The 26,345-nt window shown below is 39.8% G+C and carries 28 protein-coding genes and 2 riboswitches; of the genes, 13 read left to right on the top strand and 15 right to left on the bottom strand.

Annotated elements, in window-relative coordinates:
* Positions 1-3: 3 nt before the first annotated feature.
* Positions 4-858: a MurR/RpiR family transcriptional regulator gene (locus LC040_01985; protein ID WLR51698.1), complete on the bottom strand. Its 855-nt coding sequence runs from the start codon at positions 856-858 to the stop codon at positions 4-6.
* A 233-nt stretch (positions 859-1,091) separates the two neighbouring features.
* Between LC040_01985 and LC040_01980 the strand changes: the two genes are divergently transcribed.
* Positions 1,092-1,997 carry a DMT family transporter gene (locus tag LC040_01980; protein ID WLR51697.1) on the top strand — a complete coding sequence of 302 codons (906 nt, stop codon included), beginning with the start codon at positions 1,092-1,094 and terminating at the stop codon, positions 1,995-1,997.
* Between the two features lie 31 nt (positions 1,998-2,028).
* Here LC040_01980 and LC040_01975 read toward each other — a convergent pair whose 3' ends face one another.
* Both LC040_01975 and LC040_01970 read right to left on the bottom strand, forming a co-directional pair.
* Positions 2,029-2,676 carry an urease accessory protein UreH gene (locus LC040_01975; GenBank protein WLR51696.1) on the bottom strand — a complete coding sequence of 216 codons (648 nt, stop codon included), beginning with the start codon at positions 2,674-2,676 and terminating at the stop codon, positions 2,029-2,031.
* Positions 2,677-2,806: 130 nt separating this feature from the next.
* Positions 2,807-4,096, bottom strand: a complete 1,290-nt coding sequence (locus LC040_01970; protein ID WLR51695.1) for an NCS2 family permease — start codon at positions 4,094-4,096, stop codon at positions 2,807-2,809.
* A 464-nt stretch (positions 4,097-4,560) separates the two neighbouring features.
* Positions 4,561-4,660, bottom strand: a riboswitch (purine riboswitch).
* Positions 4,661-4,886: 226 nt separating this feature from the next.
* Here LC040_01970 and kynU point away from each other — a divergent pair.
* Genes kynU through LC040_01945 form a run of 5 tightly spaced genes read left to right on the top strand, consistent with a single transcriptional unit; the run spans position 4,887 to position 9,303 of the window.
* The gene (kynU, locus tag LC040_01965; GenBank protein WLR51694.1) at positions 4,887-6,170 is read left to right on the top strand and encodes a kynureninase; all 1,284 of its coding nucleotides are present in this window, start codon (positions 4,887-4,889) and stop codon (positions 6,168-6,170) included.
* On the top strand, positions 6,167-6,799 hold the full coding sequence (gene kynB, locus LC040_01960) for an arylformamidase (protein WLR51693.1): 633 nt from the start codon (positions 6,167-6,169) through the stop codon (positions 6,797-6,799). The genes kynU and kynB overlap by 4 nt, the downstream gene beginning before the upstream one ends.
* A gap of 20 nt (positions 6,800-6,819) precedes the next feature.
* Complete coding sequence (gene kynA, locus LC040_01955) at positions 6,820-7,677, top strand: tryptophan 2,3-dioxygenase (protein ID WLR51692.1); 858 nt, start codon at positions 6,820-6,822, stop codon at positions 7,675-7,677.
* 24 nt (positions 7,678-7,701) lie between these two features.
* Positions 7,702-9,045, top strand: coding sequence for a sodium-dependent transporter (locus LC040_01950; protein WLR51691.1), 1,344 nt, complete (start codon positions 7,702-7,704; stop codon positions 9,043-9,045).
* 48 nt (positions 9,046-9,093) lie between these two features.
* Positions 9,094-9,303 carry a hypothetical protein gene (locus LC040_01945; GenBank protein ID WLR51690.1) on the top strand — a complete coding sequence of 70 codons (210 nt, stop codon included), beginning with the start codon at positions 9,094-9,096 and terminating at the stop codon, positions 9,301-9,303.
* 27 nt (positions 9,304-9,330) lie between these two features.
* Here LC040_01945 and LC040_01940 read toward each other — a convergent pair whose 3' ends face one another.
* The 5 genes from LC040_01940 to LC040_01920 form a co-directional block, all read right to left on the bottom strand.
* On the bottom strand, positions 9,331-10,374 hold the full coding sequence (locus tag LC040_01940; protein ID WLR51689.1) for a CapA family protein: 1,044 nt from the start codon (positions 10,372-10,374) through the stop codon (positions 9,331-9,333).
* A 153-nt stretch (positions 10,375-10,527) separates the two neighbouring features.
* Positions 10,528-11,409, bottom strand: coding sequence for a protease HtpX (htpX, locus tag LC040_01935; GenBank protein ID WLR51688.1), 882 nt, complete (start codon positions 11,407-11,409; stop codon positions 10,528-10,530).
* 31 nt (positions 11,410-11,440) lie between these two features.
* Entirely contained in the window at positions 11,441-12,697 is a 1,257-nt protein-coding gene (locus tag LC040_01930) for a hemolysin family protein (GenBank protein ID WLR51687.1), read from the bottom strand.
* A 48-nt stretch (positions 12,698-12,745) separates the two neighbouring features.
* Complete coding sequence (locus LC040_01925) at positions 12,746-13,156, bottom strand: MerR family transcriptional regulator (GenBank protein WLR51686.1); 411 nt, start codon at positions 13,154-13,156, stop codon at positions 12,746-12,748.
* Positions 13,157-13,375: 219 nt separating this feature from the next.
* Entirely contained in the window at positions 13,376-13,939 is a 564-nt protein-coding gene (locus tag LC040_01920; protein WLR51685.1) for a DNA-3-methyladenine glycosylase I, read from the bottom strand.
* An 85-nt stretch (positions 13,940-14,024) separates the two neighbouring features.
* On the opposite strand from LC040_01920, the gene LC040_01915 reads away from it, so the two are divergent.
* From LC040_01915 to LC040_01890, 6 genes are all read left to right on the top strand, one after another.
* Positions 14,025-15,056: a low specificity L-threonine aldolase gene (locus tag LC040_01915; protein WLR51684.1), complete on the top strand. Its 1,032-nt coding sequence runs from the start codon at positions 14,025-14,027 to the stop codon at positions 15,054-15,056.
* A 217-nt stretch (positions 15,057-15,273) separates the two neighbouring features.
* Positions 15,274-15,705 (top strand): universal stress protein, encoded by a 432-nt coding sequence (locus tag LC040_01910; GenBank protein ID WLR51683.1) that lies wholly within the window; start codon positions 15,274-15,276, stop codon positions 15,703-15,705.
* Between the two features lie 142 nt (positions 15,706-15,847).
* Positions 15,848-16,729 carry a DUF1206 domain-containing protein gene (locus LC040_01905; protein WLR51682.1) on the top strand — a complete coding sequence of 294 codons (882 nt, stop codon included), beginning with the start codon at positions 15,848-15,850 and terminating at the stop codon, positions 16,727-16,729.
* 116 nt (positions 16,730-16,845) lie between these two features.
* Positions 16,846-17,289, top strand: a complete 444-nt coding sequence (locus tag LC040_01900) for a DinB family protein (protein WLR51681.1) — start codon at positions 16,846-16,848, stop codon at positions 17,287-17,289.
* A 281-nt stretch (positions 17,290-17,570) separates the two neighbouring features.
* Positions 17,571-17,738 (top strand): hypothetical protein, encoded by a 168-nt coding sequence (locus LC040_01895; protein WLR51680.1) that lies wholly within the window; start codon positions 17,571-17,573, stop codon positions 17,736-17,738.
* 176 nt (positions 17,739-17,914) lie between these two features.
* Complete coding sequence (locus tag LC040_01890) at positions 17,915-18,496, top strand: TIGR00730 family Rossman fold protein (GenBank protein ID WLR51679.1); 582 nt, start codon at positions 17,915-17,917, stop codon at positions 18,494-18,496.
* 30 nt (positions 18,497-18,526) lie between these two features.
* Here LC040_01890 and LC040_01885 read toward each other — a convergent pair whose 3' ends face one another.
* From LC040_01885 to msrA, 7 genes are all read right to left on the bottom strand, one after another.
* Entirely contained in the window at positions 18,527-19,921 is a 1,395-nt protein-coding gene (locus LC040_01885) for a sodium:alanine symporter family protein (GenBank protein ID WLR51678.1), read from the bottom strand.
* A gap of 75 nt (positions 19,922-19,996) precedes the next feature.
* Positions 19,997-21,115 carry an o-succinylbenzoate synthase gene (gene menC, locus LC040_01880; GenBank protein WLR51677.1) on the bottom strand — a complete coding sequence of 373 codons (1,119 nt, stop codon included), beginning with the start codon at positions 21,113-21,115 and terminating at the stop codon, positions 19,997-19,999.
* Complete coding sequence (locus tag LC040_01875) at positions 21,106-21,966, bottom strand: GNAT family N-acetyltransferase (GenBank protein ID WLR51676.1); 861 nt, start codon at positions 21,964-21,966, stop codon at positions 21,106-21,108. The genes menC and LC040_01875 overlap by 10 nt, the downstream gene beginning before the upstream one ends.
* Positions 21,967-21,977: 11 nt before the next feature.
* A complete protein-coding gene (locus LC040_01870; GenBank protein ID WLR51675.1) occupies positions 21,978-23,105 on the bottom strand; it encodes a M20 peptidase aminoacylase family protein in 1,128 nt (375 codons plus the stop codon).
* A gap of 1 nt (position 23,106) precedes the next feature.
* Complete coding sequence (locus LC040_01865) at positions 23,107-23,967, bottom strand: MurR/RpiR family transcriptional regulator (protein ID WLR51674.1); 861 nt, start codon at positions 23,965-23,967, stop codon at positions 23,107-23,109.
* A gap of 180 nt (positions 23,968-24,147) precedes the next feature.
* A complete protein-coding gene (locus LC040_01860) occupies positions 24,148-24,507 on the bottom strand; it encodes an STAS/SEC14 domain-containing protein (GenBank protein WLR51673.1) in 360 nt (119 codons plus the stop codon).
* A gap of 107 nt (positions 24,508-24,614) precedes the next feature.
* Positions 24,615-25,085, bottom strand: a complete 471-nt coding sequence (msrA, locus tag LC040_01855) for a peptide-methionine (S)-S-oxide reductase MsrA (GenBank protein ID WLR51672.1) — start codon at positions 25,083-25,085, stop codon at positions 24,615-24,617.
* A gap of 90 nt (positions 25,086-25,175) precedes the next feature.
* Positions 25,176-25,286, bottom strand: a riboswitch (SAM riboswitch).
* 158 nt (positions 25,287-25,444) lie between these two features.
* On the opposite strand from msrA, the gene LC040_01850 reads away from it, so the two are divergent.
* Complete coding sequence (locus LC040_01850) at positions 25,445-26,335, top strand: LysR family transcriptional regulator (protein WLR51671.1); 891 nt, start codon at positions 25,445-25,447, stop codon at positions 26,333-26,335.
* The last annotated feature ends 10 nt before the right edge of the window (positions 26,336-26,345 follow it).

Here is a 26,345-nt window from a genome sequence, read left to right as displayed (position 1 = left end):
TCCTCATGAATTATGAAATATCTTCATCTTCTCAAAATAACCTTCTAATTCATTTAATTGTTCTTCCACACGTTCTGGAAGCTTCTGCCCGACTGCCGAAAGAAAGGCATTAATAAGAGCAATTCCAGCAACATGAGAGTCTGATGGTGTATAAGATTCAATAGAAGTAAAAAACACTTGCTTACAATATTGAATAATTGGCGATTGGAGACTATCCGTAATACCAATAATTTTACAGCCTTTCTCACTAAGGTACTTCGCAGCATCTACTGTAATCGAGGTATACCTTGGATAAGAGAAAATGATAATCACATTTGTTTCATCGCATTCCTTCAAACAACTATCCATCGCTGTTCCTATCGTTGTAATAGGCTCGACATTCCCTATTAAATTGTTTAATGTAAATCCTAAGTAAAAAGCATCAGTAGTTGAAGAACGAAAGCCTAACGTATAAACCTTGCTTGCCTCACAAATAGAATCGATCGCGGCTTCGAATTCCTTCTCGTCAATACGCTCCAATGTTAAATTAAGATTCTCTACATCCTGTTGGAAGCTCTGAGCTAATATACTATCTGTTTCTGCCCTTTCACTCGCTTCTTTAAATCTTTGCAAGGTTCGGCGATTAAGAAGCTCTTTTCTAAATTCTTCTTGTAGTTGAGAGAACTTTTGATAACCTAGGCTTACTGCTAAACGAATAACTGTTGTCTCACTCACACCAACTTCTTGCGCAATTTGCACTGCTGTCATATATGAAACCTTTTCACTGTTATGAAGAAGATAGTCAGCTACAAGCTTTTGAGCCTTTGTTAGATTCTTTTGGTTATGTTTTATTTTGTCTAGCACAAATTGCTCCAACACTTCATCCCCTCCTTTAAAAGAAGTTTTTTCTTCTTCTATCTATAAAAAAGAAGAAGTTTATTCTTTTTTTATTATTTTCAGAATATTTTAATTCTATTGAAATGTCAAGGTAATTTTGTAAAGTTATAGAATAAAAAACATAGCAAGGGTAAATCTTTTTCTCCGAGAGAAGGTTTGTAGTAACTCATCTAACTGATTAATTTCTAATAATATTAAAAAGGTGTGAAACAATAATGATGCCACATACAAATAAGCTCTCTCTTCAACTTTTAGTGTTGGCAATCGTCGCGATTTGGGGCTATTCGTGGGTGCTGATGAAAGTTTCATTGGAATATATGGGGCCGTTTACATTTTCTTTGCTTCGTTTTGCTGTCGGCACTTTCACATTATTTCTGATTCTATTTATTCTAAGAAATCCACTTCCGAAGAAAGAACGGTTATTTGATTTATTTCTGCTTGGCTTGCTGCAAACAACGTTCGTCTTCCTACTCGTTATGTATGGCATGCGTTTCGTAGAAGCAGGCAAGTCATCTGTTATCCTTTACTCCATGCCTCTTTGGAGTAGTCTATTTGCTAAGATCTTTCTAAACGAACAGGTAACATCGAAAAAATGGCTGGGAATTAGCATAGGAACTGTCGGCTTATTATTTATCATTGGGTGGGATGTCTTCTTAACGCAGAATTTGAATGTCGTATTTGGAGAAGTACTCATTGTACTTGCAGCTGTTTCTTGGGGAATGGCGAACATTTTTCACCAAAAGAAATTTAAAAATGAAGATAAAATACAAGTGACGACGTTTCAGATGTTCTTCGGGACACTTGGAATCTTTCTCGCAACCTTACTAATTGATAGCGAAAAGCCACTTGCACTAACGCCGATGAGCATTTATACGATTTTATTTACAGGCGTGCTTGCTTCTGCTTTTTGCTTTTCCGTTTGGTTCTACCTTTTAACGAAAGTAAACATCGTGACTGTCACCATTTCTTCTTTACTTGTGCCTGTATTTGGACTTCTGTTCAGCTGGATACTGTTAGGAGAAGAAATGAACACCCAGATGATTATCGGTTCAGTACTTATCTTAATTGGCATTCTTATTACAAAAGAACTGCGCCTCCCTCGTTTTATAAGAGATCATTAAAGCCAGAGAGTAATCTCTGGCTTAATTAAATCTATTGAATCCATAATTGAAATAATCCTTCATTGATGCCGAGGTTATACATGAAGTAAATTCCAAAAGCTGCGCTAACTACACCAGTCAGTCTTGTAAGTGTTTGATTAACACTACCTTTTTTTATACTAAAGACAAACGGCAGGCCGATAACAGTAGAGAATAGCAACATGCCGACAATCGTTCCAAGGCCGAAGATGAAGATGTACAAACCAACCTCAGTTAAGCTTTCCACTGTAGAAATCGTTAATAGAATCATCGCGGCGCTTCCCGCTAGGCCGTGAACGAACCCGACAAACAATGACTTTCCATAGGAAAATCCTTTGCTGTCTTCATGTGAATGAGGTTGTCCTTTATACGAAATGACACTTGTTACACCGAGATAAACGAGCATAATGCCGACAAGAAATTCTAAAGACATCGCTACAACTTCACTAATCTCAACCTTTAATAGGATGACGATAACTCCAACAACCAGCAGTGTTAATGTATGTCCTATCCCCCAGAAGACACCTGCAAGCGAAGAGCGCCACCAAACCTTACTCTTACTTGCAATGGTCGATACCGCAATCACATGGTCAGGCTCAATCGCATGTTTGATTCCTAATATAAAACCAAAAAGCAAGACTGATAGAAAACCAATCTCCATTCAAATCCCCCTCTAACAAATTCTTCTAAAAAATTATAATTCAATAGAAATAAAAATGCTATGAATAATCTACGAAAAATGAACTTTTAAGACAAAAAAGACAAAGAGCGCAAAGCCCTTTGTCTTCTGCTTAATGTGCAGGAAAGAAAATCATTTGGATAATAAAGATAACGCCAAACACGTACAAAATAGGATGAACATCTTTTGCTTTTCCGCTAACTAGCTTCATTAATGGGTACGTAATAAATCCAATTGAAATTCCTGTCGCGATGCTTGATGTCAATGGCATCGTTAAGATAATCGCAAATGCAGGAAACGCTTCATCAAACACCTTCCAATTCACACGTGCTAACCCTTCCATCATAAAGCAGCCAACAATAATCAGCACAGGTGCCGTAATGGCTGAAAGAGATGAAATCGCTGAAACAAATGGTGAAAAGAAAAGTGAAACAATGAATAACAACCCAACAACAAGTGACGTGAGCCCAGAACGGCCCCCAACTGCCACACCTGAGGAGGATTCAATGTATGCACTAGAAGGACTTGTACCAAACGTAGACCCAACAATTGTTGCCATCGCATCAGCCATTAATGCCGGCTTCACTCTTGGAAAGTTCCCATCCTTCATCAAGCCAGCCTGCTCTGCTACACCTACCATTGTGCCTGTCGTATCAAAAATCGTTACTAATAAGAAAGCAAACACAACTGTATATAATCCATGTGAGAATACTCCACCAATATCTAAATCAAAGAATACCGGCACAGGCGGCGCAGACACAATGCCATCAAACTGGAGCTGCCCTGTAAAATAACCCGCAACCGCTGTCACAAGCATTCCGAAAAACAGCGCACCTTGCACATTACGAGCAATCAAAATCAACGTTACAAACAAACCAATAATTGCAAGAATCGTATGAGGCTGATGTAAATCACCAAACCCAACTAATGTCGCCTCATTTGCAACAACAATTCCAGACATCTTAAGTCCAATAAATGCAATAAATAACCCAATTCCTGATGTAATTCCATATTTTAATGAAGGCGGGATTGATTGAATCAATGTTTCTCTTAACTTCGTAAAGCTAAGCAACAAGAAAATAATCCCAGCAAGAAAGACCGTTCCAAATACAGCTTGATATGTCACACCCTGCGTTGCAACCACACTTGTGAAGTAAGCATTCATCCCCATACCAGGCGCAATTGCAATTGGATGATTCGCAAACAATGCCATAATTAATGTTCCGATTGCTGCTGCAATAATTGTCGCCACAAATACTTGCTCAAACGGAACACCTGCTGCAGAAAGAATAGCAGGATTGACAACAACAATATAAACCATCGTTAAAAAGGTCGTAATCCCAGCAATAATTTCTGTTTTCACATTCGTCCCTAACTGCTGCAAATTAAAAAAACGTTCCACTGATTATACCCCCAATACACTTTTCCTCTTCAACTTCCAATTAAAGCGGTGTGAGCGAAACAACGCACGTTTTTCATTCACGCTCTACATTCCAAAGAACGATCACACTCCAGCTTCACTCACACTACACGTGCAGCTCCGCCCTTTTTCCTCTTCCTTGCATAAGCCTCTCCGAACCTTCAATTAAAGCGGTGCGAGCGAAACGACGCACCCTTTTCATTCACGCTCTACATTCCAAAGAACGATCACACTCCAGCTTCACTCACACTACGCGTGCAGCTCCGCCCTTTTTCCTCTTCCTTGCATAAGCCTCTCCGAACCTTCAATTAAAGCGGTGCGAGCGAAACGACGCACCCTTTTCATTCACGCTCTACATTCCAAAGAACGATCACACTCCAGCTTCACTCACACTACGCGTGCAGCTCCGCCCTTTTTCCACAAAAAAAATTCCTAACTAAAAATGGGCACACGAAGCTCCCATTCGTAGTTAGGAATTTACGGTTCCTTGTAGAAACTCTCAGTCCAGATTACCGAGAATATACGAATTAACTAATCTTACTTATTCCAACAGACATATTATACGAACTATTTTATTATGTCAATATGAAAATGTTCGTTTTTAACAAGTCATACCTCTCCTTTTCTCTTCATTAATTTGCTTAAAGCGACAAAACGCTCATTTTAAAAAGTCATTTTCCAGTAGGACTGCCATGTCCTTGCTTTTTCAGTAAGGAAAATTATACAATTATATTAATTTTACGAATATTCTATTTTAGGAGGTTGTCAGGCAATGAATGAACGAGACAAGTTTTCAAGAGACTTCGCCGTACAGCTTGATCAGCAAGACCCTCTGGCGCAATTCCGTAATGAATTTTACTTAAGTGAAGAACGCATCTACCTTGATGGGAACTCACTCGGTCTTCTTTCAAAGCGAGCTGAGCAATCTTTATTAGATGTGATGAATGCTTGGAAGCAATATGGCATTGACGGCTGGACAGAAGGCGAACATCCATGGTTTTATTTATCCGAAACGTTAGGGGACCGCTTTGCTCCACTAATCGGTGCACATAAAGAAGAAGTTGTTGTAACCGGTTCCACAACATCAAACTTACATCAGCTCGCCTCCACCTTCTATCAACCAAATGGAACGCGAACAAAAATTCTAGCAGATGAATTGAATTTCCCAACTGACATCTATGCTCTACAAAGTCAGCTTCAGCTAAAAGGGTTCGACCCGGCCGAGCATCTCATTCAAGTTAAAAGCCGTGATGGTCATACCTTAAATGAGGATGACATTATCGCAGCGATGGATGAGGATGTTGCGCTAATTGTTTTATCAAGCATTCTTTATCGCAGTGGTCAAATCTTGGATATGAAGAGACTGACAGAGGAAGCACACAAACGAAAGATTGTCATCGGGTTTGACCTTTGTCATTCAATTGGCTCAATCCCTCACCAGCTTTCTGATTGGGGTGTGGACTTTGCCTTTTGGTGTACATATAAGCATATAAATGGCGGACCAGGAAGCGTGGCAGCCCTTTATGTCAATAAGAAGCATTTCGGCAAAACACCTGGTCTCTCTGGATGGTTTAGTTCTCGAAAAGACAAACAATTTGATATGGATCATTCGTTAACACCAGCTGAAGATGCAGGTGCATTTCAAATGGGAACACCACATGTGTTAAGCATGGCTCCGTTAATTGGCGCCCTCTCCCTCTTTGAAGAAGCAGGTATCCAAAACATTCGTGAAAAATCACTCCGGTTAACTAGCTATTTAACCAACTTGCTTGAGCATGAACTAAGCGAATACGACTTTACCATTTGTAACCCACGCGAAAATCATCAGCGCGGCGGACACCTTTTTATTACACATAAGGAAGCTGCACGGATTTGTAAATCGTTAAAAGAATATGAGATTATTCCAGACTTCCGTGCTCCAAATGGTATTCGCTTGGCACCTGTTGCCCTCTATAATACATTTGAAGAAGTATGGCATACTGTGCAAACGTTGAAAAAAATTATGAAAGACGAGCATTACAAAAAATTTGAAAATAAACGTGGAGTGATCGCATGAGCAAACAAACGCAGTGGATCGATATCTCTCAGCCGCTAGACGATAATATTGCTCACTGGCCAGGTGATACCGCCTTTTCTTATCATCTTACCTTTCCGAAAACAGTAACCGGCTCAGTTAATATTGGCAGCATGACAACTAGTCTGCATACTGGAACACACGTGGACGCTCCTTTTCACTTCCGCGATGATGGAGAGCGAATCTTAGACCTTGATTTGAATGTCTTTATCGGCCCAGCTCGAGTGATTGACGTCTCTTCTGCTTCAAAAATAAATGAAGATGCTCTTCGCACTGCGAATCTTAATGGCATTTCGCGTGTGCTTTTTAAAACGTCTGTACCAAATCAACCTGAGTGCTTTCCAGAGCAGATTCCGCCGATTACTGCTGATGGCGCCGCCTTTCTCAAAGAAAAAGGCATCGTTCTAGTCGGTGTTGATGTCCCATCAGTCGACCCGCTGGACAGCAAGGAAATGACCGGCCACCATGCTCTCTACGAACATGGCATTCATATATTAGAGAACCTTATGCTTGATGAAATAGCAGAGGGCGATTATGAACTCATTGCCCTTCCTCTGCCGCTAAAGGAAGCAGACGGAAGCCCTGTACGCGCTGTCATTCGACCAATCTAACTAAAGGGAGGAAAACCACGATGACCTATCATGAAAACGACCATCAAAACCGTGCTGCTGAATCAGAAAAAGGCATACACACTGATTTTGTAAACAATATGACATATGGAGAATATCTGCAACTAGATAAAATTCTCTCAGCTCAACACCGCCTTTCCGACCATCATGATGAAATGCTTTTTATTATTATCCATCAAGTTAGCGAGCTATGGATGCGGCTTATTCTACATGAAGTGCATGCAGCAATTGAAGCGATTCAGCAAGAAGACTTGCAGACGGCTTTCAAGCAATTAGCTCGTGTTTCCAAAACACAGACACAAATCATCCAAGCATGGGATGTTCTTTCAACCTTAACCCCTGCTGAATATATGGAATTTCGTGATTCATTAGGACAAGCCTCTGGATTTCAGTCCTATCAATATCGTATGATTGAATTTGCACTCGGCTATAAAACATCACACGTTCTTAAAATCTATAAAAAAGACCCAGAGCTACATGCGAAGCTGACAGAAGCATTCCATAAGCCAAGCATCTATGATGTTGCGATTCAAGCACTAGCAAAAGCAGACTTGCCGGTTAATCCTGCTTTGCTTAAGCGAGACTTTTCGAAACCATACAAGGCAGATGACTCCGTGAAAAAGGCGTGGATGACTGTTTATAAAGATACCGACACTTATTGGGAACTATATCAATTAGCAGAAAAGCTTGTCGATATTGAAGATTGGCTCCAGCAGTGGCGCTTCCGTCATATGAAAACAGTTGAACGAATTATTGGATTCAAAACAGGGACAGGCGGCTCTTCTGGTGTTGGTTATTTGAAGAAAGTACTTGATCAACGTTTCTTCCCTGAGCTTTGGGATCTGCGTACAGATTTATAAGGAAATTGTGAGGGGAGGACTATTATGAGTAGAAAGAGAGAACAATGGTCATCGAAGCTCGGCTTTATTTTATCTTCAGCAGGTGCTGCGATTGGATTAGGAGCGATTTGGAAATTCCCTTATGTCACCGGCTCCAATGGCGGCGGCGCTTTTTTTCTTATTTTTATCGCCTTCACTCTGCTGATCGGACTGCCGATGCTCATTTCAGAATTTATTATCGGACGGGGTGCTAAGAAAGAAGCAGTTTCTGCATATGATAAGCTTGCCCCCAATAGCATATGGACAATTACAGGACGCCTCGGGGTCGCGGGCTGCTTCTTACTGCTTTCCTTCTATGCAGTTGTCGGCGGCTGGGTCTTACTCTATACAGCACTGTCACTCGTCGGCCGTATTATTGAGCCAGATATGAATTATGGACAGCTGTTTGGACAAGTGACAGGCTCACCTGCACTCGGACTGTTAGGTCTTGCATTGTTCTTATTCATTAATGTCATCGTCCTTTCATTCGGAATTAAGAACGGAATTGAAAAGGCAAGCAAATATATGATGCCGCTTCTCTTTATCTTTTTCGTCATTCTTGTCATTCGTTCCGTAACGCTGGACGGTGCGATGGAAGGCATTCGCTTCTTCCTGCAGCCAGACTTCACAAAAATCACTGGAGAGTCTGTTCTTTATGCACTTGGCCAATCCTTCTTTTCGTTAGCTGTCGGCTTTTCTTGCATGGTTACATACAGTTCATATTTAGATAAGAAGGAAAACATTCCATACGCGGCAGGCTCTGTTTCGATTATGAATATTTTCGTTTCATTATTAGCTGGATTAGCGATCTTCCCTGTTGTCTTCGCATTTGGGCTTGAACCGACAGAAGGACCAGGATTATTGTTTATCGTGCTGCCGTCTGTTTTTTCTCAAATGCCATTTGGCGAACTGTTTCTAAGCTTATTTTTGTTACTGTTCCTATTTGCTACGTTAACGTCATCATTCAGCTTATTAGAGATTATCATCTCGGCCTTTACAGAAGGCGGAAAGCGTTCACGCTCTGCTGTTTCATGGCTAACAGGCTTAGTCGTTTTTGTCGCAGGCATCCCCGCTGCACTTTCATTTAGTGTATTACAAGATGTTACGTTCTTCGGAAAAGGGATCTTTGATACAACAGACTACCTTGTTAGTAACATTCTGTTGCCGCTTGGTTGTTTGTTAATCGCAATTTTCATTTCTTATAAAATGAACCAACAACTAGTTGAAGATGAATTCAAGTCAGGCCATTCCTATTCACTAGGCATCTACTCCGCTTGGAAATTCTTAATGAAATGGGTTGCTCCGATTACAATTCTAATCGTTTTCTTAAACAGCTTAGGCATTATTTGAATAAGATTGAGCTCTGCTTCTTATCCTAATGCGTAAGGAGCTGATTGCATGCCAAACGAAAAGCGAAATACACATTCAGAGGTCTCACCACATTCTGACGGTGCACGAGAAGGAATCAACAATGACAGCAACGGGACACAGTTCAGCATTACGATGAACCCAGTTGATGATTTCTCACAAGAAAAAAATCCATTCGATGCAAAATTAAGAGAAAACAAAGAAATGAAGAAGCTGGGCCGCCTGCTTCAGGAAGAATAAAAAAACTTGCCGCTTTGGCAAGTTTTCTTATTTTCCACATATATTTAGCTTCTGTTCAAACTTCGGAAAGAAACATGTCTTGTCACGAGCGATATTAACAGATAAATTTCTCATTTTCGTTAACAGTTTCTCGTTATAGGCTTGATCCTTTTTTATAATTTGATTTTGATGAATTTGATATGGTGTAAACTTCATCGAAATCTTGCCGTTCTGTATGCTATACGTTAATATCCCTGTTTCAGCTGTATTTCCACTTACGTATGACGGAAAAAGAAAGTTTCCGAGCGAATACGCAATTGGCTTGCCTTTATAATATTCAAAGCCTTGCAGGACATGCGGATGATGCCCAACAATGCCATCTGCACCAGCTTCAATTAACTTCCTAGCATATGTTTTCTGATACGCAACTGGATTTGGATTCTTTTCTTGCCCCCAATGAATATTAACAAACACATAATCAGAGCCATAATCCTTTTTCTCTTTGCGAATTAAATATTCCATCCGATCCAACTGATAGCCGCTTGCGATGCCTGGTTTATTAGCTTGTACATACCACGAAACAGACGGAAGCACGTGCGAAAAGCCAAAGATCGAGATGGTTTTTCCATTTACAATGAAGCGTTTCGGTGTGTAGGCTTCTAGTTTATTTTTCCCTGCTCCTACGTAAGGCAGCTTGTATGCTTTTAGATGGTTCATCGTATCAGTTAAGCCTTTCTCACGGTAATCCATCGCATGATTGTTCGCTAAGCTCACTAAATCAAACCCTGATTGTTTTATGCCCCCTAATACATGTGGTGCTGCTTTGAAATTATAGATCTTCGGATACTTATCATTCGAAGCTGTAATCGCTGTTTCTAAGTTCAGCATCGCTATATCCGCTGATTCAACCTCTTGTTTCACATACACAAATGGATAATTGACCCCATGTTGATTAATCGCATTCTTAATACTGCCAGCAAACAACACATCTCCTGTAAATGCAATTGTTATCGGCTTTTCTTCTTGTGCGGCAACTCCACTGCTATTAGCCATTACAAGCACCATCGCCAGCACGGTTAAAAATAAACGCATCCCATCCCCCCACTTCTCTTTATAAACGTATTCATTATAATCTTTAATCCCACAATTTGGATAAATTCGACAAATGTTCTTATAAAAAGCTAAAAAAAGAGCCTCGGCCATTGAACAAATGTCGTATGTTCATTGGCCAAGGCTCTTCATAAATTATTTCATTTCTAATCGACTAATTCTGTCATCTAAGTCTGGGTGTGTTGAGAATAGGATATTTCTCTTTTTATTATTAATTTTCAACGTTGAAATAGCTGTATCATTTTCATTTGTTACTCGGTTTGTGTAGGCTTTTAAGCTTTGTAAAGCATGAATCATTTTATCCTTTCCTGCTAAGTCAGCTGCACCGCGGTCAGCGTGGAACTCACGATAACGAGAAAATGCGAACACTACGATGCTGCCTAATATGGAAAAGACAATTTGGAAAACGATCACCGCAATAAAATGAACAATCGGTGCTAAGTCCTCTTTCACAAAACGTGAAACAGCCCACGCTGCAATACGTGCAAGGAAGACAACAAACGTATTCACAACGCCTTGAAGCAACGTCATCGTCACCATATCGCCATTTGCAATATGGGCAACTTCATGAGCAATAACACCTTCTACAGCGTCATCATCCATTTCATGAAGCAATCCGCTTGAAACTGCAACAAGAGAACGCTTCTTTGAAGGACCTGTTGCAAAGGCATTTACCTCAGCTGAATCATAAATCCCTACTTCTGGCATGTGCGTTAACCCTGCGGCACGAGAAAGACGGTGAACCTTTTCAACGACATCTCTTTCCATAGCAGATAAGGAATCCTCAGGTTTTAATACACGAACACTCATCATCATTTTTGCCATCCATCTAGACATAGCAAGCGATATAAATGACCCGCTAAACCCGACAATGGCACTAAATACTAGTAACGTTCCAAAATCAATTCCGCCTTCAGCATTTATATAACTTCCTACGTTGAAGACGCTAAGAATAATACCAATTGTGACTAACACTAAAACGTTCGTCAAAAGGAAAAAGAAAATTCGTTTCCCCATCTATTTACACGCTCCTTCACTTTTAAAGACCTTATATGACGCTTTCTTGCTTCTCAACCTTAATCTTTCTTACCCTTCTGTTCTCAACTTCATCGATCACAACTTTAAGATTTTCATATTCAAAGGAATCCCCTTGAGTTGGGATCGCTTCAAGATTCTCGATCACCCAACCGCCCAACGTGTGATAGGAGCTATCAGGTAGAGAGATATCCATTAAATCCGCAAAATCATCGATTTGGTATTGGGAGTCAAATTTATAAACATTTTCGTTTATTCGCGTCATTGAGCTAATCTTCTCATCCTGCTCATCCCAAATTTCTCCGACGATTTCCTCTAAGACATCTTCTAGTGTAATTAACCCTGCCGTCCCGCCAAACTCATCCAAAACGATTGCCATGTGTACTTTATTCTTTTGAAGTGTTGGCAGTAATGTTGAAATTTTTGTAGATTCAACTACGAATAGTGGTTCTCGAATTAATTCTCTGACGTTTGCTTCGTTATATTTCAGTAGGTGTGTGAAAAATTCTTTCTCTGATAGAACACCGATAATGTTATCAATATGTTCTTCGTATACAGGAATCCGCGAATACCGTTCTTCAAAGAAAATTTGTTTAATTTCTTCTATTGATTGATTTACCTCGATAGCCGTAATATCAATACGTGGTGTTAATGCTTCTCCGGTAAGGATGTCATCGAAATCCATTGAACGATGAAGTAACTCTCTTTCGTTCTTATCAATGACACCCTCTTCTTCACTAATCTCAAGCATTACTTTTATTTCTTCCTCCGTTACTGAAGGCATCCCTTCCTTTTTCGAAAAATACTTTGACACCAACATTTTAAGTTTTAAAAAGAAGAAATTAATCGGCGTAAGTATTTTTATTAGAAAGAATAGAACACCTGAAATCACAAGCGAATAGGATTCTGAGTTTTCTTTAGCTAGTGATTTAGGAAGAATTTCGCCAAAGATAAGTACTAATACCGTCATAACGAATGTACTAACAAGCAAGCCTTTACTTGCGCCAAATAAATCAGTAGCTAACTTGGCTGAAATACTTGCAGCGGCGATGTTCACGATATTGTTTCCGATTAAAATCGTTGATAAAGCATTGTCAAAGTTCTCTGCAATATACAGGGCTTTCTTTCCTCCACGTTTTCCTTCATCAGCAAAATGCTTTAACCGAATTTTGTTTACACTTGAAAAAGCTGTTTCAGCAGAAGAAAAGAATGCAGACAACAGAATTAATGACATTAACAATATCAACGAATTAAGTGGTAGATCATCCAAAAAAATTCACACTCCAACTATAAATTATTCAATAGTAAGCATATGACGTTATCCAATAAAAAGAGCTAATGATTGAACTAAACCGAGCATTTGCGGAGAGAGATGATTAAGGATAACCTTCCGTTCACTTTCATCTAGATTTTTAATCATCCGGTACATTTCTTTAAGTTCAGTCTCTAAATGCCCCATCTCATCCTTCATATGTTCGATATGCTGTAATACAACTGCCTCATCAAATTCACTAGATTGTAGAACGCATTTTCTTTGTTTAATCTCTTCTAAAGTCATATGCATCTTTTTGCACTGTTCAATAAATTTAATATCCTCAATTGCTTCTTCACTAAAATACCGATAACCTGTCTCTGAACGCTGACAGTCTAATAAACCGATTTTTGTATAATAATCAATTGTACGTTTTGATACATCGCTAAGTTTCGCTAATTCACCTATTTTATACAACTTCCCAAGGAAATCACCTCAATATCAAATTATAACCACTTTCTTTCAAAGTGTACAGTACAACGTTCTTGTTTAAGGTTATGTTTTTTTCAACTAAAAAAGGTCTAGCAGCTTTATAAACTGTTAGACCTTAGGAAATCCTTCTAATAATAAACCAAACTCCTTTCCCTTAACATCATCATTTCTCTAGCTTATACCGAGAATGAGAGAGAGGTTCTGTTATTTACCTTCCCTTACATAACAACCACACGTTACAAGGTGGTCATTCACCATTCCGACTGCCTGCATGAAAGCATAACAAATCGTTGGCCCAACGAACTTAAAGCCCCGTTTCTTTAAATCTTTGCTTAAGGCATGACTAATCGGTGTAGAAGCAGGCACTTCTGCAATCGTTTGGTACTGATTTTGAATCGGCTTATGGTCGACAAACGACCAAATATAATCATGGAATGTTCCGAACTCTTCAACAACACGGAAGTAAGCATCGGCATTTTTGATGACAGCCTCAATTTTTCTACGGTTACGGACAATTCCTTCATTTTGTAATAGCTGTTCTACCTTTTCCTCATCATATGTACGGATCTTTTCAGGATCAAAGCGGGCAAACGCCTCCCGGTAGTTATCACGCTTCTTAAGGATCGTATACCAGCTTAAGCCAGCTTGTGCCCCTTCAAGGTTTAAATATTCAAACAGAAGCCGATCATCGTAGATCGGTACACCCCATTCATAATCATGATAATGGATATAAAGCGGGTCTTCATTTACCCAATCACAGCGATTCATATGTGTGCCTCCGTTCATTTAAATACAACAATACGTTAGAACATGATACAGTGGAAAAAACGTTACATAAAGGATTGATGGAATTATGAATCAAAAAAGCTTTGCAAGCGACAACCACTCCGGAATTCACCCTTCGATCTTTGAAGCTATTGGAGCTGCGAATGCAGACCACGCGCCTGCGTATGGTGATGATTATTATACCAAATCAGCAATCAAAGCGTTAAAGCAGCATTTCGGCGAAAACATTCAGGCCCACTTTGTCTTTAACGGCACAGGGGCAAACGTCCTTGGAATTAAAGCTGTAACACGTTCTTTTCACGCTGTTTTGTGCGCAGAGTCTGCTCATATTTATGAAGATGAATGCGGGGCACCTGAACATTTTACAGGATGCAAGCTTCTACCGATGCCCACAGTTGATGGAAAAATAACCGTCGATGAAATAAAGAAACACCTCCACCTAAAAGGGGATATACATCGAAGTCAGCCTAAAGTTGTATCCATTTCGCAAACAACTGAAATGGGAACCGTGTATCAGCCAGAAGAAATCAAAGCAATCGCAGAAGTTGCTCACGAAAATGGACTGCTTGTACATATGGATGGAGCAAGACTTGCCAATGCAGCCGCAAGCCTGAATGTAAGCTTGAAAGAAATCACAGCTGATGCTGGAGTAGATGTGCTATCATTCGGTGGAACAAAAAATGGTCTAATGCTTGGTGAAACGGTTATTTTCTTTAATAAAGAACACGCTGCTGATTTCCCTTATATCCGCAAACAAGGAATGCAGTTAGGCTCAAAAATGCGCTTTATTGCGGCACAATTTGAAGCGTATTTAGCAAATGACTTGTGGCGGAAAAATGCGGAAAATGCTAACAAGATGGCGAAGCTGTTAGCAAATAAGCTTGAAGCACTCCCCCATGTTCAGCTGCTGTATCCAGTTGACGCGAACGCTCTTTTTGTAACAATTCCTGAAGTGGCGATTTCGCGCATTCAAGAGAAATATTATATCGCACTATGGTCGAAAGAATTATCTCAAGTCCGACTGATGACATCCTTCGATACTACCGAAGATGATGTCAGCCAGTTTGCAAATGATTTAGAAGCGATTTTAAGCGAATAATTGACTGAGCCTAGGGGCTGTTCTATAAGTAAACGAATCTAAAAACATCCTTCCAAAAACAAAACAAAAGTTTCAGAACTTATGGTTCACCAAATTGTTATATCTAGCAAATTTCTTACTAAAACATGAATGATTTCTTTTAAAAAAATCGTTTATAGATGTTAAAGTAAAGATAAGAGGATGAAAATTCAAACTTCTCTTAAGGAAGGATGATTTCATGTTAAATCAATATGATCGAATTTTAGTAGCCTATGATGGCTCTGAATTAAGCAGAAAGTCTCTACAACAAGCAATCGAAGTCGCAAGAGAAAATGAAAACACAGAAATCCATGTCGTGTCTGTTGTTAATCCGACAGGCTCTCCAACGAACGCAGTTATCCAAAAGAATATTATTAAAGAATTAAAAGAAAACACAGAAAAGAAGATGGCAGAAGTTAAAGAAGAAATAAAAGGTTTGTCAAATGCAGTCCATACAAAAGTATTAGAAGGTGCGCCCGGAAAAGCTCTTTGCAAATATGCAGACGACAACGACATTCAGTTGATTGTAATGGGTAGCCGTGGTCTTGGAAACATTAAAGAAATTTTCTTAGGAAGTGTCAGTCATAATGTTCTGAAATACGCTCATTGCCCTGTTTTAATTATGAAATAAGTGTCTCTTAAGTCTAGTTTCGAAATAAGAAGCTAGGCTTTTTTTATTGTTCTCTTGTTCAAGATTGTTTCAAATTTTTTTATTCTGGGAAGCTATTTTATAAGCACGCACAACAAGAAAAACTTGGAAGGGAGTATTGAAAGTGGCACATTCAGATACAATGCATGAAGCGAAGAAAGCTGGCAATGAAACAAAACGACAAGCCAAAAGAGCTGGATATGAAGCGAAACCATGGGTTAAAAGAATGGCCCGCTTCGGTTACGCAGCCAAAGGAACAGTTTATATATTAATAGGGGTACTAGCCGTTATGGCTGCATTCGGTCCAGGAGGAAAGACAACAGGCTCAACCGGCGCACTGAAAACTGTTGCAAGTAAGCCTTATGGAAATGTCCTCTTATGGATTATCGGAATTGGTTTAGTAGGGTATGTCATCTGGCGTCTTATTCAAGCATTTAAAGACCCTGAACATCCAGGGCATGATTCAAAGAGAATAATAGCAAGAATTTCTTATTTTGTTAGTGCCGTTATCTATGGAGCATTAGCGTATAAAGCGATTTCCATCGCAATGCAATCTGCAGGTTCAGGAAGTTCAGGAGGTTCATCTTCAAAGCAAACATTAACTGCAAAGCTTCTTTCACAGCCATTCGGACAATGGATCATTGGAATTATCGGCGCCATTATTATTGGTTACGGAATCTATCAGCTATACAGTGGCTACAAAGAAAAATTTGCGAAACGATTTAAAATTAACCAAATGAGCAATAAAGAAATTCGCTTAGGGAAAAAAGCCGGAAAAATGGGACTTATGGCAAGAGGCGTAGTCTTCAGTATGATTGGTTACTTCTTCATCCAAACGGCCATGACCGCTAATTCAAATAATGCAAAAGGATTAAGTGCAGCCCTATCAGAAATTGCCCAACAGCCTTTTGGAAAATGGCTATTAGCATTAGTAGCAATCGGATTAGTGATGTATGGTATATTCCAGGTTCTTAAAGGAAAAAACCGTCACATGAGTGTTGTTTAAGAATACAAGCTAAGGGTGTCCTCTTTTGGGACATCCTTTTAATTTTGAATAAAAAGGAAATTTCTATCAATTCTCGAATATGTGATAAAAGAAGCAATAAGAAGGAGGATGATGGTTTGAAGACAATTCAAAAGATGTATGAGCATCTAAATTGGGCAAACGAACGAATCCTTACAGCTTTGCAGACTGCTGATAACCAACGCGCAAGACAGTTATTTGCTCATATCCTTTGTGCAGAAAAAGTTTGGCTGACAAGATTACAGGGACATAATAGTTCCGACCTGCCGATATGGTCTGACATGGGTTTAGCAGAATGTGAAGAGCTTGTCGGTACGAATAACACTGACTACGAAGCATTTCTAACCGAGCTCACAAACGCAAATCTAGATGATGTCATCTCTTATCAAAATAGTACAGGGAAAACGTTCCACAGTTCAATTCGCGATATTTTAACGCATGTTGCACTTCATGGACAATATCATCGAGGTCAGATTAACTTACATCTTCGCGACACTGGGGCTGAACCGATTAATGTTGATTTTATTACATTTATAAGATAAAACACGAAAAAATACAAAAAGACGCCTGAAACAGGCGCCTTTTTCACGTTTGAGGCGAAGAACCATGCGACCACATTCGCACGTTACCAGAAGGCGTGTCCTTCGACTTACACAAATTAGCTCATCGCTTGATTAATATACCACCCTTACCTCCAAAACACAATCTTTTCAACCAAAATGTTCATAAAAAGTTTATTTAGAAAATTCATTGAACTTCTTCACACAACACGGTAGAATTTTAACTACATTTTTATAATCTCATCTTATTAGGAGGTACTAAATTGCCAACTCAACAATCATTCGAGGTCGTGAAGCTACTCCAAGAACTGTTAAACTCTCTAAAAGGAAATACAAATTTCTATGACCCTAATTATGTAAAAGACGTGAAAAGTAGAATTCCAGAGATTGAACGAAACTTCCAAAACCTTAAGCAATATTTTGAAGAATAAGCCAACCCTCTTTTAAAAAAACCTTCATTTTTTACCCCATTTTATTACCTACTCCATAGACTGAACGGTCACTTCACCTTTAATTTTTCAATACTCTACCCCATCTGATGACTATGATCCATTTATATTTCATATATATTGTTTTATACTCAAGCTATTAAGGGAGGCGAATTGTTGTGAAAACCTTATGTGTATTTTGCGGCTCAAGCAATGGACGTTCTGAGAAGTATCGTGAAGGTGCTATTGCACTCGGAAAGGTATTAGCAGAAAGAGGCATCACGTTAATTTATGGTGGAGCAAGTGTTGGTATCATGGGAACAGTTGCTGACACGGTGCTTGAGCATGGCGGACAAGTTATCGGGGTTATTCCAGAAATGCTCAACGAAAAGGAAATTGCCCATCCTAACTTAACAGAATTGCATGTGGTCGATTCGATGCATGCACGAAAAGCAAAGATGGCAGAACTAGCAGACGGATTTGTTGCCTTACCTGGCGGGCCTGGGACGTTGGAGGAGTTCTTCGAAATCTTCACATGGGCTCAGCTCGGTGAACATTATAAGCCATGTGGACTGCTTAACATTCATCATTATTATGACCCAATCATTTCACTGTTTGACCATATGGTAGAACAGCAATTTATGAAAGAGGAACACCGCTCAATTGCGATCGTTGCTTCCGACCCGGAAACACTGCTTGAAAAATTCAATGCATACGAGCCACCTCATCTTAAAAAATGGATTAATAAAGAACAAACATAAACCGAGCCGCACTGGCTCGGTTTATTTAAGTTAACTGATTTCATTTACTTTATCTTTTGACTGCTTCCCACGAGATTGCTTGTAGAAATTTTGGAAGTAATCATCCGTTATTTCACGGACTTGTTTACTTAAGAAGACAACCGCGATGACATTCGGAATGACGATTCCCGCTAGTAATAAGTCTAAGAACTGCCAGATGAATTTCAAGCCGCCAATTGAACCGACGACAATCGATACAATATATACACCGCGCATCACTTTTGAAAACACCGTTCCAAATAGATATTCAGCTTGCTTCTCTCCATAGTATACAATGACAATTAATGTTGTAAAAACAAAGAAGAAAAGTGCAATTGACACAATAGAACCTGCAATTGAATCACCGAACACCTTTGCAAAAGCCGCTGCTACCATCGCTGACGGATCATTTGTTCCAGCTTCTTTCCACACACCTGACGTTAAAATGACCAGTGCAGTCATCGTACAAACGATTAACGTATCAACAATAACTTCAAACACGCCCCAGAAGCCTTGTTTCGACGGATGCTCTGTCTTAGCAGCTGAATGGGCAATTGGTGCGGTTCCCATACCTGCTTCATTCGAATACATACCGCGAGCAAGTCCCCAACGAATAGCCATCGCTACACCAGCTCCGGCAAAGCCTCCCACTGCTGAAATTGGTGCAAAGGCATATTTGAAAATCAAACCAAACGCCGCAGGAATTTCAGCTACATTGACACCAAGCACGATAAGGGCACTAACTAAATACAAGATAACCATTGTTGGAATAAGTTTTTCTGAAACTTTTCCAATTGTTTTGATCCCGCCTAGAACAACAAGACCGACAAGCGCCATCACTACTAGGCCTGTTACAAGCGGAGATATACCGAACGAGCTTTCCACCGTTGTTGCCACTGAATTTGCTTGAACCATCATACTCGCAATGATTTCAATCATTAAGGCAAAGGCGAAAAATGTTGCCACACGCTTCCACCCTAGTCCCTTTTCGATGTAGTACATTGGGCCGCCGACCCACTCATTATTCTTGTTTTTTGCGCGATAACGAATCCCAAGCACAACTTCAGAATACTTTGTTGCCATTCCTATTAACGCAACAAGCCACATCCAAAATATCGCACCAGGCCCACCAAGTGTAATTGCTACAGGTACACCGACAATATTTGCTGCCCCCATTGTTGATGCTAAGGCTGAGGTTGTTGCCTGAAATGGTGTAACTGAGCCAGGTGCATCACTTTTACTAAAAATTTTTCCGAAGGTTTGACTAATAATATGAGGGAAATACTTGAATTGAAAGAATCCTAAACGAGCTGTTAGAAATAACCCGCCACCTAGAAGCAATAAGATCATCGGTAAGCCCCAAACAAATCCTGACAGTTGACTAATTATCTTTGATAGCGCTTCCATAACATCCTCCTCCATTATGATGAAAGTGAGGGCTTAAGAAAAGGAGAGTGTCCTTTCCTTAAAACCTCTTTTTTCTTATGCATTAACTATGGAATATGTCTGTTGTTTGACAGTGAATTTCTCAACTGTATCTCGTTTAACGTGAAAACCTAAGCCAGGTGCTTCTGGAACAGTGATAACGCCGTTTTCGACCGTAATATTCGGCTCAACAATATCCTCCTCCCAATACCTTGATGAACTCGCCGTGTCTCCAGGTAATGTAAAGTTTGCTAGAGTTGTAACCGCAATATTGTGAGCTCGGCCCACTCCTGCCTCGAGCATGCCACCACACCAAACATCCACACCTTGTTCAACTGCTAAGTCATGAATTTTCTTCGACTCTGTTAAGCCGCCTACTCGTCCGACTTTAATGTTGATAATTTTGCAGCTTCCTAGTTCAAGAGCTTTCCGTGCATCTTCAACAGAATGAATACTTTCATCAAGACAGATGGGTGTATTTAACTCAGCCTGAAGTTTGGCATGGTCGATAATGTCATCTGCTGCAAGAGGCTGTTCAATCATTAGCAAGTTATACGCATCCAGTTGCTTGAGATGGTCTATATCATCAAGGGTGTAAGCTGAATTTGCATCAACCATTAACGAAATATTAGGAAAATTTTTGCGGATTTCTTTTACAATGGTAACGTCCCATCCCGGCTTAATCTTCACTTTAATTCGTTTGTAGCCTTCTTCAACATGTGTCTCTACAAGGCGGAGTAGTTCATCTACACTTTCTTGAATGCCAATGCTAATGCCGACATCAATTTGGCTACGTGTTCCACCAAGTGCAGCTGCAAGTGATACTCCTTGTCGTTGGGCATATAAGTCCCAGACTGCACCTTCTAGCCCTGCTTTCGCCATATTATTTTTTCGAATAGGCTTAAAGATCTCTGAAACTTGGTCAGGGTGCTCAATCTTATGTTCAAAAATCATCGGAATTAAGAAATCCTCTAGCATATGCCAGTTTGTTGCACATGTCTCTTCACTGTACCAAGGTGCCGGCAATGCAACCGATTCCCCCCAGCCAGTCAAACCATTTTCGTCTTTTGCTTCTACTAGGAGAAATTCTTTATCATATGTTGTCCATAGACTTGTGACAAATGGTGCTTTCAACCGCATCCGCATATGGCGTACTGTAATTTCTTTTAATTGCATATTGATTCCTCGCTTTCATGCTGTAATGGCAATGATGCTTGTTTTACAGCTAAATAATAATGAACTGGTGTGTCTGTTTTTTGAATATGTACAGCTGCAAACCCATTTCCAAAAAGCATTTGAAATGCCTTCCTTACCTTCATGCGCCAATCAAGTGCCAGACTAAAATCAGCCTGCTTCAATTGCTGAATATGTGTTGGGCACGGAATAAGCACTTGTTCTTGTTGTTGAATCGTTTGCTCATCGAAAAGCATTTGATCAGTCAACATTGGCTGTCCGCTTGCAAGCTTCTCATAGTTTGCTATCATTACAGGATTGTCCAACCGCTTGTTCCAATCAATTCTGTTGTTCACATATGAACTGCGAACATGCCATTCGACTTTAAAACGATCCGTTGGCATCCCGTAATTTAAGGTGTCCTCCATCTTTCCATAGCAATTTTCCACATATGTACTACAAATCGCGCCTAACTTCGATAAGTTAAGGTAACCATTTACACTTTCAAGCGGGTCATATGTCCAAGTAATAGAGGTGTAGCCAAGCTTAATCGCCATTTCTTTCTGAGCTTGCTTGAGCAATGAACCGATCCCTTGACGCTGATAATCAGGGTGAATACCAAGAACGTGAGAACATAGATACACATTTTGATTCTGAAAGCCAGGAAATCCGTAGCTGAAGCCAATGATTTTCTCTTCATGAAAGGCGCCGATGATTAAGCCGCCATTTAAATTCACAGTCATCGTTTGGTGAAGCGGAATCACCCCTTCTGACCATATGCTTCGCTGTATTTCCTGCATCCCTTTTAGATCTTCAATTGTTTCAAGCTTACGAATCGTAACCTCTCTCCGCATACCAACCCTCCTCAGCCGTATGTACGAAACGTATTCATAATTGTCTTCGCTAAAATTTCCACTCCAGTAGAGAGCGCCTCTTCATTAAAAGTCATATTCGGATGGTGCAGTCCAGGCTTCAAATCACAACCAAGTCCAAGCATGACCGCTTTCAATGAAGGTCGTTTCAACGTATAGAAGTGAAAATCTTCGCCTCCTGCCGTAACAATCGGTGGCATTAGCCGGTCTTTTCCAATTGTATCTTCGACCGCTTCCGCCATCACCTGTTGTGCCTCTGAATCAATGACCGCCGCTGCTACGCCATCATTTCCACTTAGCGTAATATCAACGTTATAAAGCTCAGAAACTTTCTGTACTGTTTTCTGAACTGCACTCTTTAAATCTTGCATCACTTCATTTGTTTGTGCTCGCAAATCCAACAAGAACGTGCCGGAGCCTGGGATACTATTACCGATTTCTCCTCCAGCTTGAAAAGAGGTCATTTTCACTGAGTGAGGAACCATCGGGTCAAGGTGAATCATATTTAGATGGTTCATAATCGCTGCTCCAATTTCAATGGCATTTGTACCTAAATGAGGACGTGCAGCATGCGCATCTTGGCCAAAAATCTTACCTCTTAATACATTGGCAGCCCCATGTTGAATGCCAGCTGAGGCGTGGCCATCCTGCAACTCTTGAATCGGTCTTAAGTGAACACCATATAAGAAATCAATATCATCAATCAAACCTTTTTCAACTAGCTTTAAAGCACCTTCTCCTTTTTCTTCTGCTGGCTGAAATAGCACTTTAAGCCTTCCGTTTGGCTGATAGTCTAATTCTTTCAATAATAGCAGTGTCATCACCGCCATCGTCATATGCGCATCATGACCACATGAATGATTTGCTTGAAGTGTTCCGTTCACTTCTTGCCACAAAGCATCCATATCTGTTCTTAAGCCTACACAAAAAGGCCCTTCACCTATTTCAATATAGAAGCCTGGACAATCCTCAAACAGCACAGGCTCGAAACCTTGTGCAGACAGGAAATCAACAAGGTATTTAGTAGTCCCTACTTCCTGCCAACTAATTTCAGGATTTTCATGTAAGTATTGAAAGGTTTGTTGGAGTGTCGGCTTCAATGATTCTAGAACTTGATTCATATTAGTCATCTCCCTCCTTCAAAAAGAAATCATCTCTATTCACGAGTTCATACAGTTCTTTTCGTTGCTTGAATTGTGCTTCGTTCTTAACTAATACGTAACTTACGAGGGAATGAAGGTAAGAAAATAAAATTGGCGCCATGTCAATTGTGGACGTATTTGATGATTGAATGGATAACACAAGGTCTGCATACTTCTGGATTGGCGCGACAGCTGAATCAGTTATCCCGATGATATATGCTCCTCTCTCCTGCATATATTCCGCCATCTTAATCGTTTGTAATGCATAACGCGGAAATGAAATGCCAATGAAAACCGTATTGTCTGTACATTCCTGAAGAAGAGCAATCGGATCATCTGTATCAGGCCGGAAGAGATGAACACTTTCTTTCCCCATACGAAGAGTAAAGCTTAACCAATGAGCAGCTGCATATGAAGTACGCATCCCTGCAATGATAACTTTGTCTGCTTCAATAATTCGTTTTGAGGCAGCTTCAAGACTCGCTTCTTTTAATTGTTCACTTGTATGCTGAATATTAAGAGCATCTTGTTTCATTACATTCCCAAAGAAAAGTCTTTCTTGCGAAAAAGCAACCTTCTCGGAGTAAAACTGATCAAGATTACTTCTCTTTAGTAAGAGCTGTTCGCGAACATGCTTTTGCATACCAGCAAATCCAGTAAAGTCTAGCGCATGACAGAAACGAATAACGGTCGTCTCACTTACGCCTACAGCACTGCCAATTTCACTTGCTGATTGCACTGCAAATTGTTCAGGGTAATTAAGAAGAAACTGAGCAACCTTGCGTTGACTTTTCGATAAAGAATCAAAATGTGTTTGTATAAGCTTTTCGAACTTATCCACTTCATCCACCTATTTTCTATTTTGTTGTTCAAACTTCTTTATTTATATTTTTGAAGTCTAAACTTCATCGTTAGACATAACCTAACATACCTCGGAAATTTTCGCAATATTTCGTTAATCATTTTTTTGATCAAAAAAAGCTGCATCCCTTCTCAAAAGGGAGACAGCTTTATTATTCCTTTAAATATTTCTTAGCCAATCAATTGCCACATCTCTTTCACCCGGCTTAAAATGCTTCACCTCTACTTTAGGTAAAATCCCGCTCATCTTCGTACTAAATTCTACCCACTGCTTCTCACTTATGACGGCAATTTTGTTAAAGTCGTTCCAATGACTCGTATCAAATTTTAACTCTTCCATTAATCCTTTCATCGTATAGCCGTCCAGCTCACGAATTTCCATAAGCAAATCAAGCTTTTCTCCGTCTTCTCTCTTTTGTTCCATATACGTTTCAAACTCTTCGATATCATGCTTCATTATCTTACCTTCTACCTCAATCTCGATAACCTGTTCTAAATGATTTGGTTTAATAGAAATCATCTCATTCTCCCCTTTTCAAGGTTATACAAGTAAATTCCCATTGTTTGGATCATAAAAACAAAAAAAAGCGCGAATCTCGATAAATAAGAGATTCGCACTATTATCACTTATATGCCACATGCAAGTGTTCCGTTCTTTTGAAAGTACTTCTGATGATATTCTTCCGCTAAATAAAATTCTTTCGCTGGTGTTATTTCCGTTACAAGGTTGGATTTAAAGATGCCTTTCCGATTTAGTTCTACTTTCTTTTCCTTAGCGGCTTTCAACTGGGCAACATCTTGGCAAAAGATAACGGAACGATATTGAGAGCCGATATCAATACCTTGACGATTTTTTGTAGTTGGGTCGTGACATTCAAAGAACAAATCCAGTAGCTCATCATAGGAAATCTTCCATGGGTCATACAACACTTCTACAACTTCTGCATGCCCTGTGTTCCCCGTTTTCACCTGTTCATAAGTTGGATTCGGAATGTTGCCTCCTGAATACCCGACACGCGTACTCTCAACACCACGTACTACTTCAAAAAACGCCTCTACACCCCAAAAGCAACCTGCACCAAATACTGCAATTTCCATTACTCCTCGCTCCTTTTCGAGCGATAAGCCTTCTCTCCATTAAGAAAACCTCTCTTAATCTAAGAGAGGTTTGCGTATATTATATACGTCCTCTCATCTTCCAAAGTCACTAATGACTTTGCAGGAATTGGCACCGTTCAAATAATATTTGATGGTTGCCGGGCTTCATCGGGCCTGTCCCTCTGCCTCTCTGGATAAGAAGTTTATCGCTTTGTTTGAATTTTTAATATTTTTGATTATTTGCAGTATATCGTGGTTTCCACTACATTGCAAGTGTTTTTCTACAAAAATCATACGTTTTCGTTTCTCAATGTCTTTCTATAAAATAAAGTTAGCAGCTGGAAGGACAGGTGATCACATTGAACATAAAACATTTACAATACTTTATTGAAGTCGCACGATGCAACAGCTTTACTCGTGCTGCTAACAAGCTCTACATTACTCAGCCGACGATAAGTAAAATGATCAAAAACCTTGAAACAGAACTAGGTGTTGACTTATTTGACCGTTCACAGAAAAAGTTAGTGCTAACGGATGCTGGGCGTGTCATTTTAGAACAATCGCAAGCAATCGAAAGAGCAGTTCATCATTTAGAAAATGAACTTGATAACCTTCTCGGCTTAAAGAAAGGGCACGTTCGAATTGGCCTACCCCCAATTATGGATGCACGCTTCTTTCCAAATTTACTCGGCCGATTTCATGAAGAATATCCCGGTATTACTTTTCAGCTTGTTGAGGACGGTTCGAAGAAGATCGAAGAAGCTGTCGCCAAAGATGAGCTTGATATTGGCATTACCGTTTTACCGACTGACACTGACTTATTTGATTCCTTTTCTTTCGTAAAAGAAGATTTGAAATTAATTGTTCACTCTTCACACCCGCTTGCTGAACAAGAAGAAGTCCGACTAGCAGAGCTTAAGGACGAATCATTTATTTTATTTAATAAAGATTTTGTATTACATGACCGGATTATTTCGGCTTGCAACCATGTCGGGTTTGAGCCTTATGTTATTTCAGAAAGCTCCCAGTGGGGATTTATTGAAGAGATGGTTGCTTGTAAGTTAGGCGTCTCACTCTTACCAACAAGTATTTGTCATCACCTTCATTCAAATGTTCGAAAAATTAACGTCGTTAATCCTTCTATTCATTGGCACCTTGCGCTAATTTGGCGTCACAACCATTACCTTTCCTACGCAGCAAAAGAATGGCTCAGATTTACGAAAGAACAACTTGCAGACGGCTCTTTTTAAGAAGAGGCGT

This window comes from Bacillus tianshenii (genome assembly GCA_020524525.2).
Taxonomy (GTDB): Bacteria; Bacillota; Bacilli; order Bacillales; family Bacillaceae_N; genus Bacillus_AV.
Note: the sequence above shows the minus strand (reverse complement) of the source record. Positions and strands in the feature narration are given on the sequence as shown.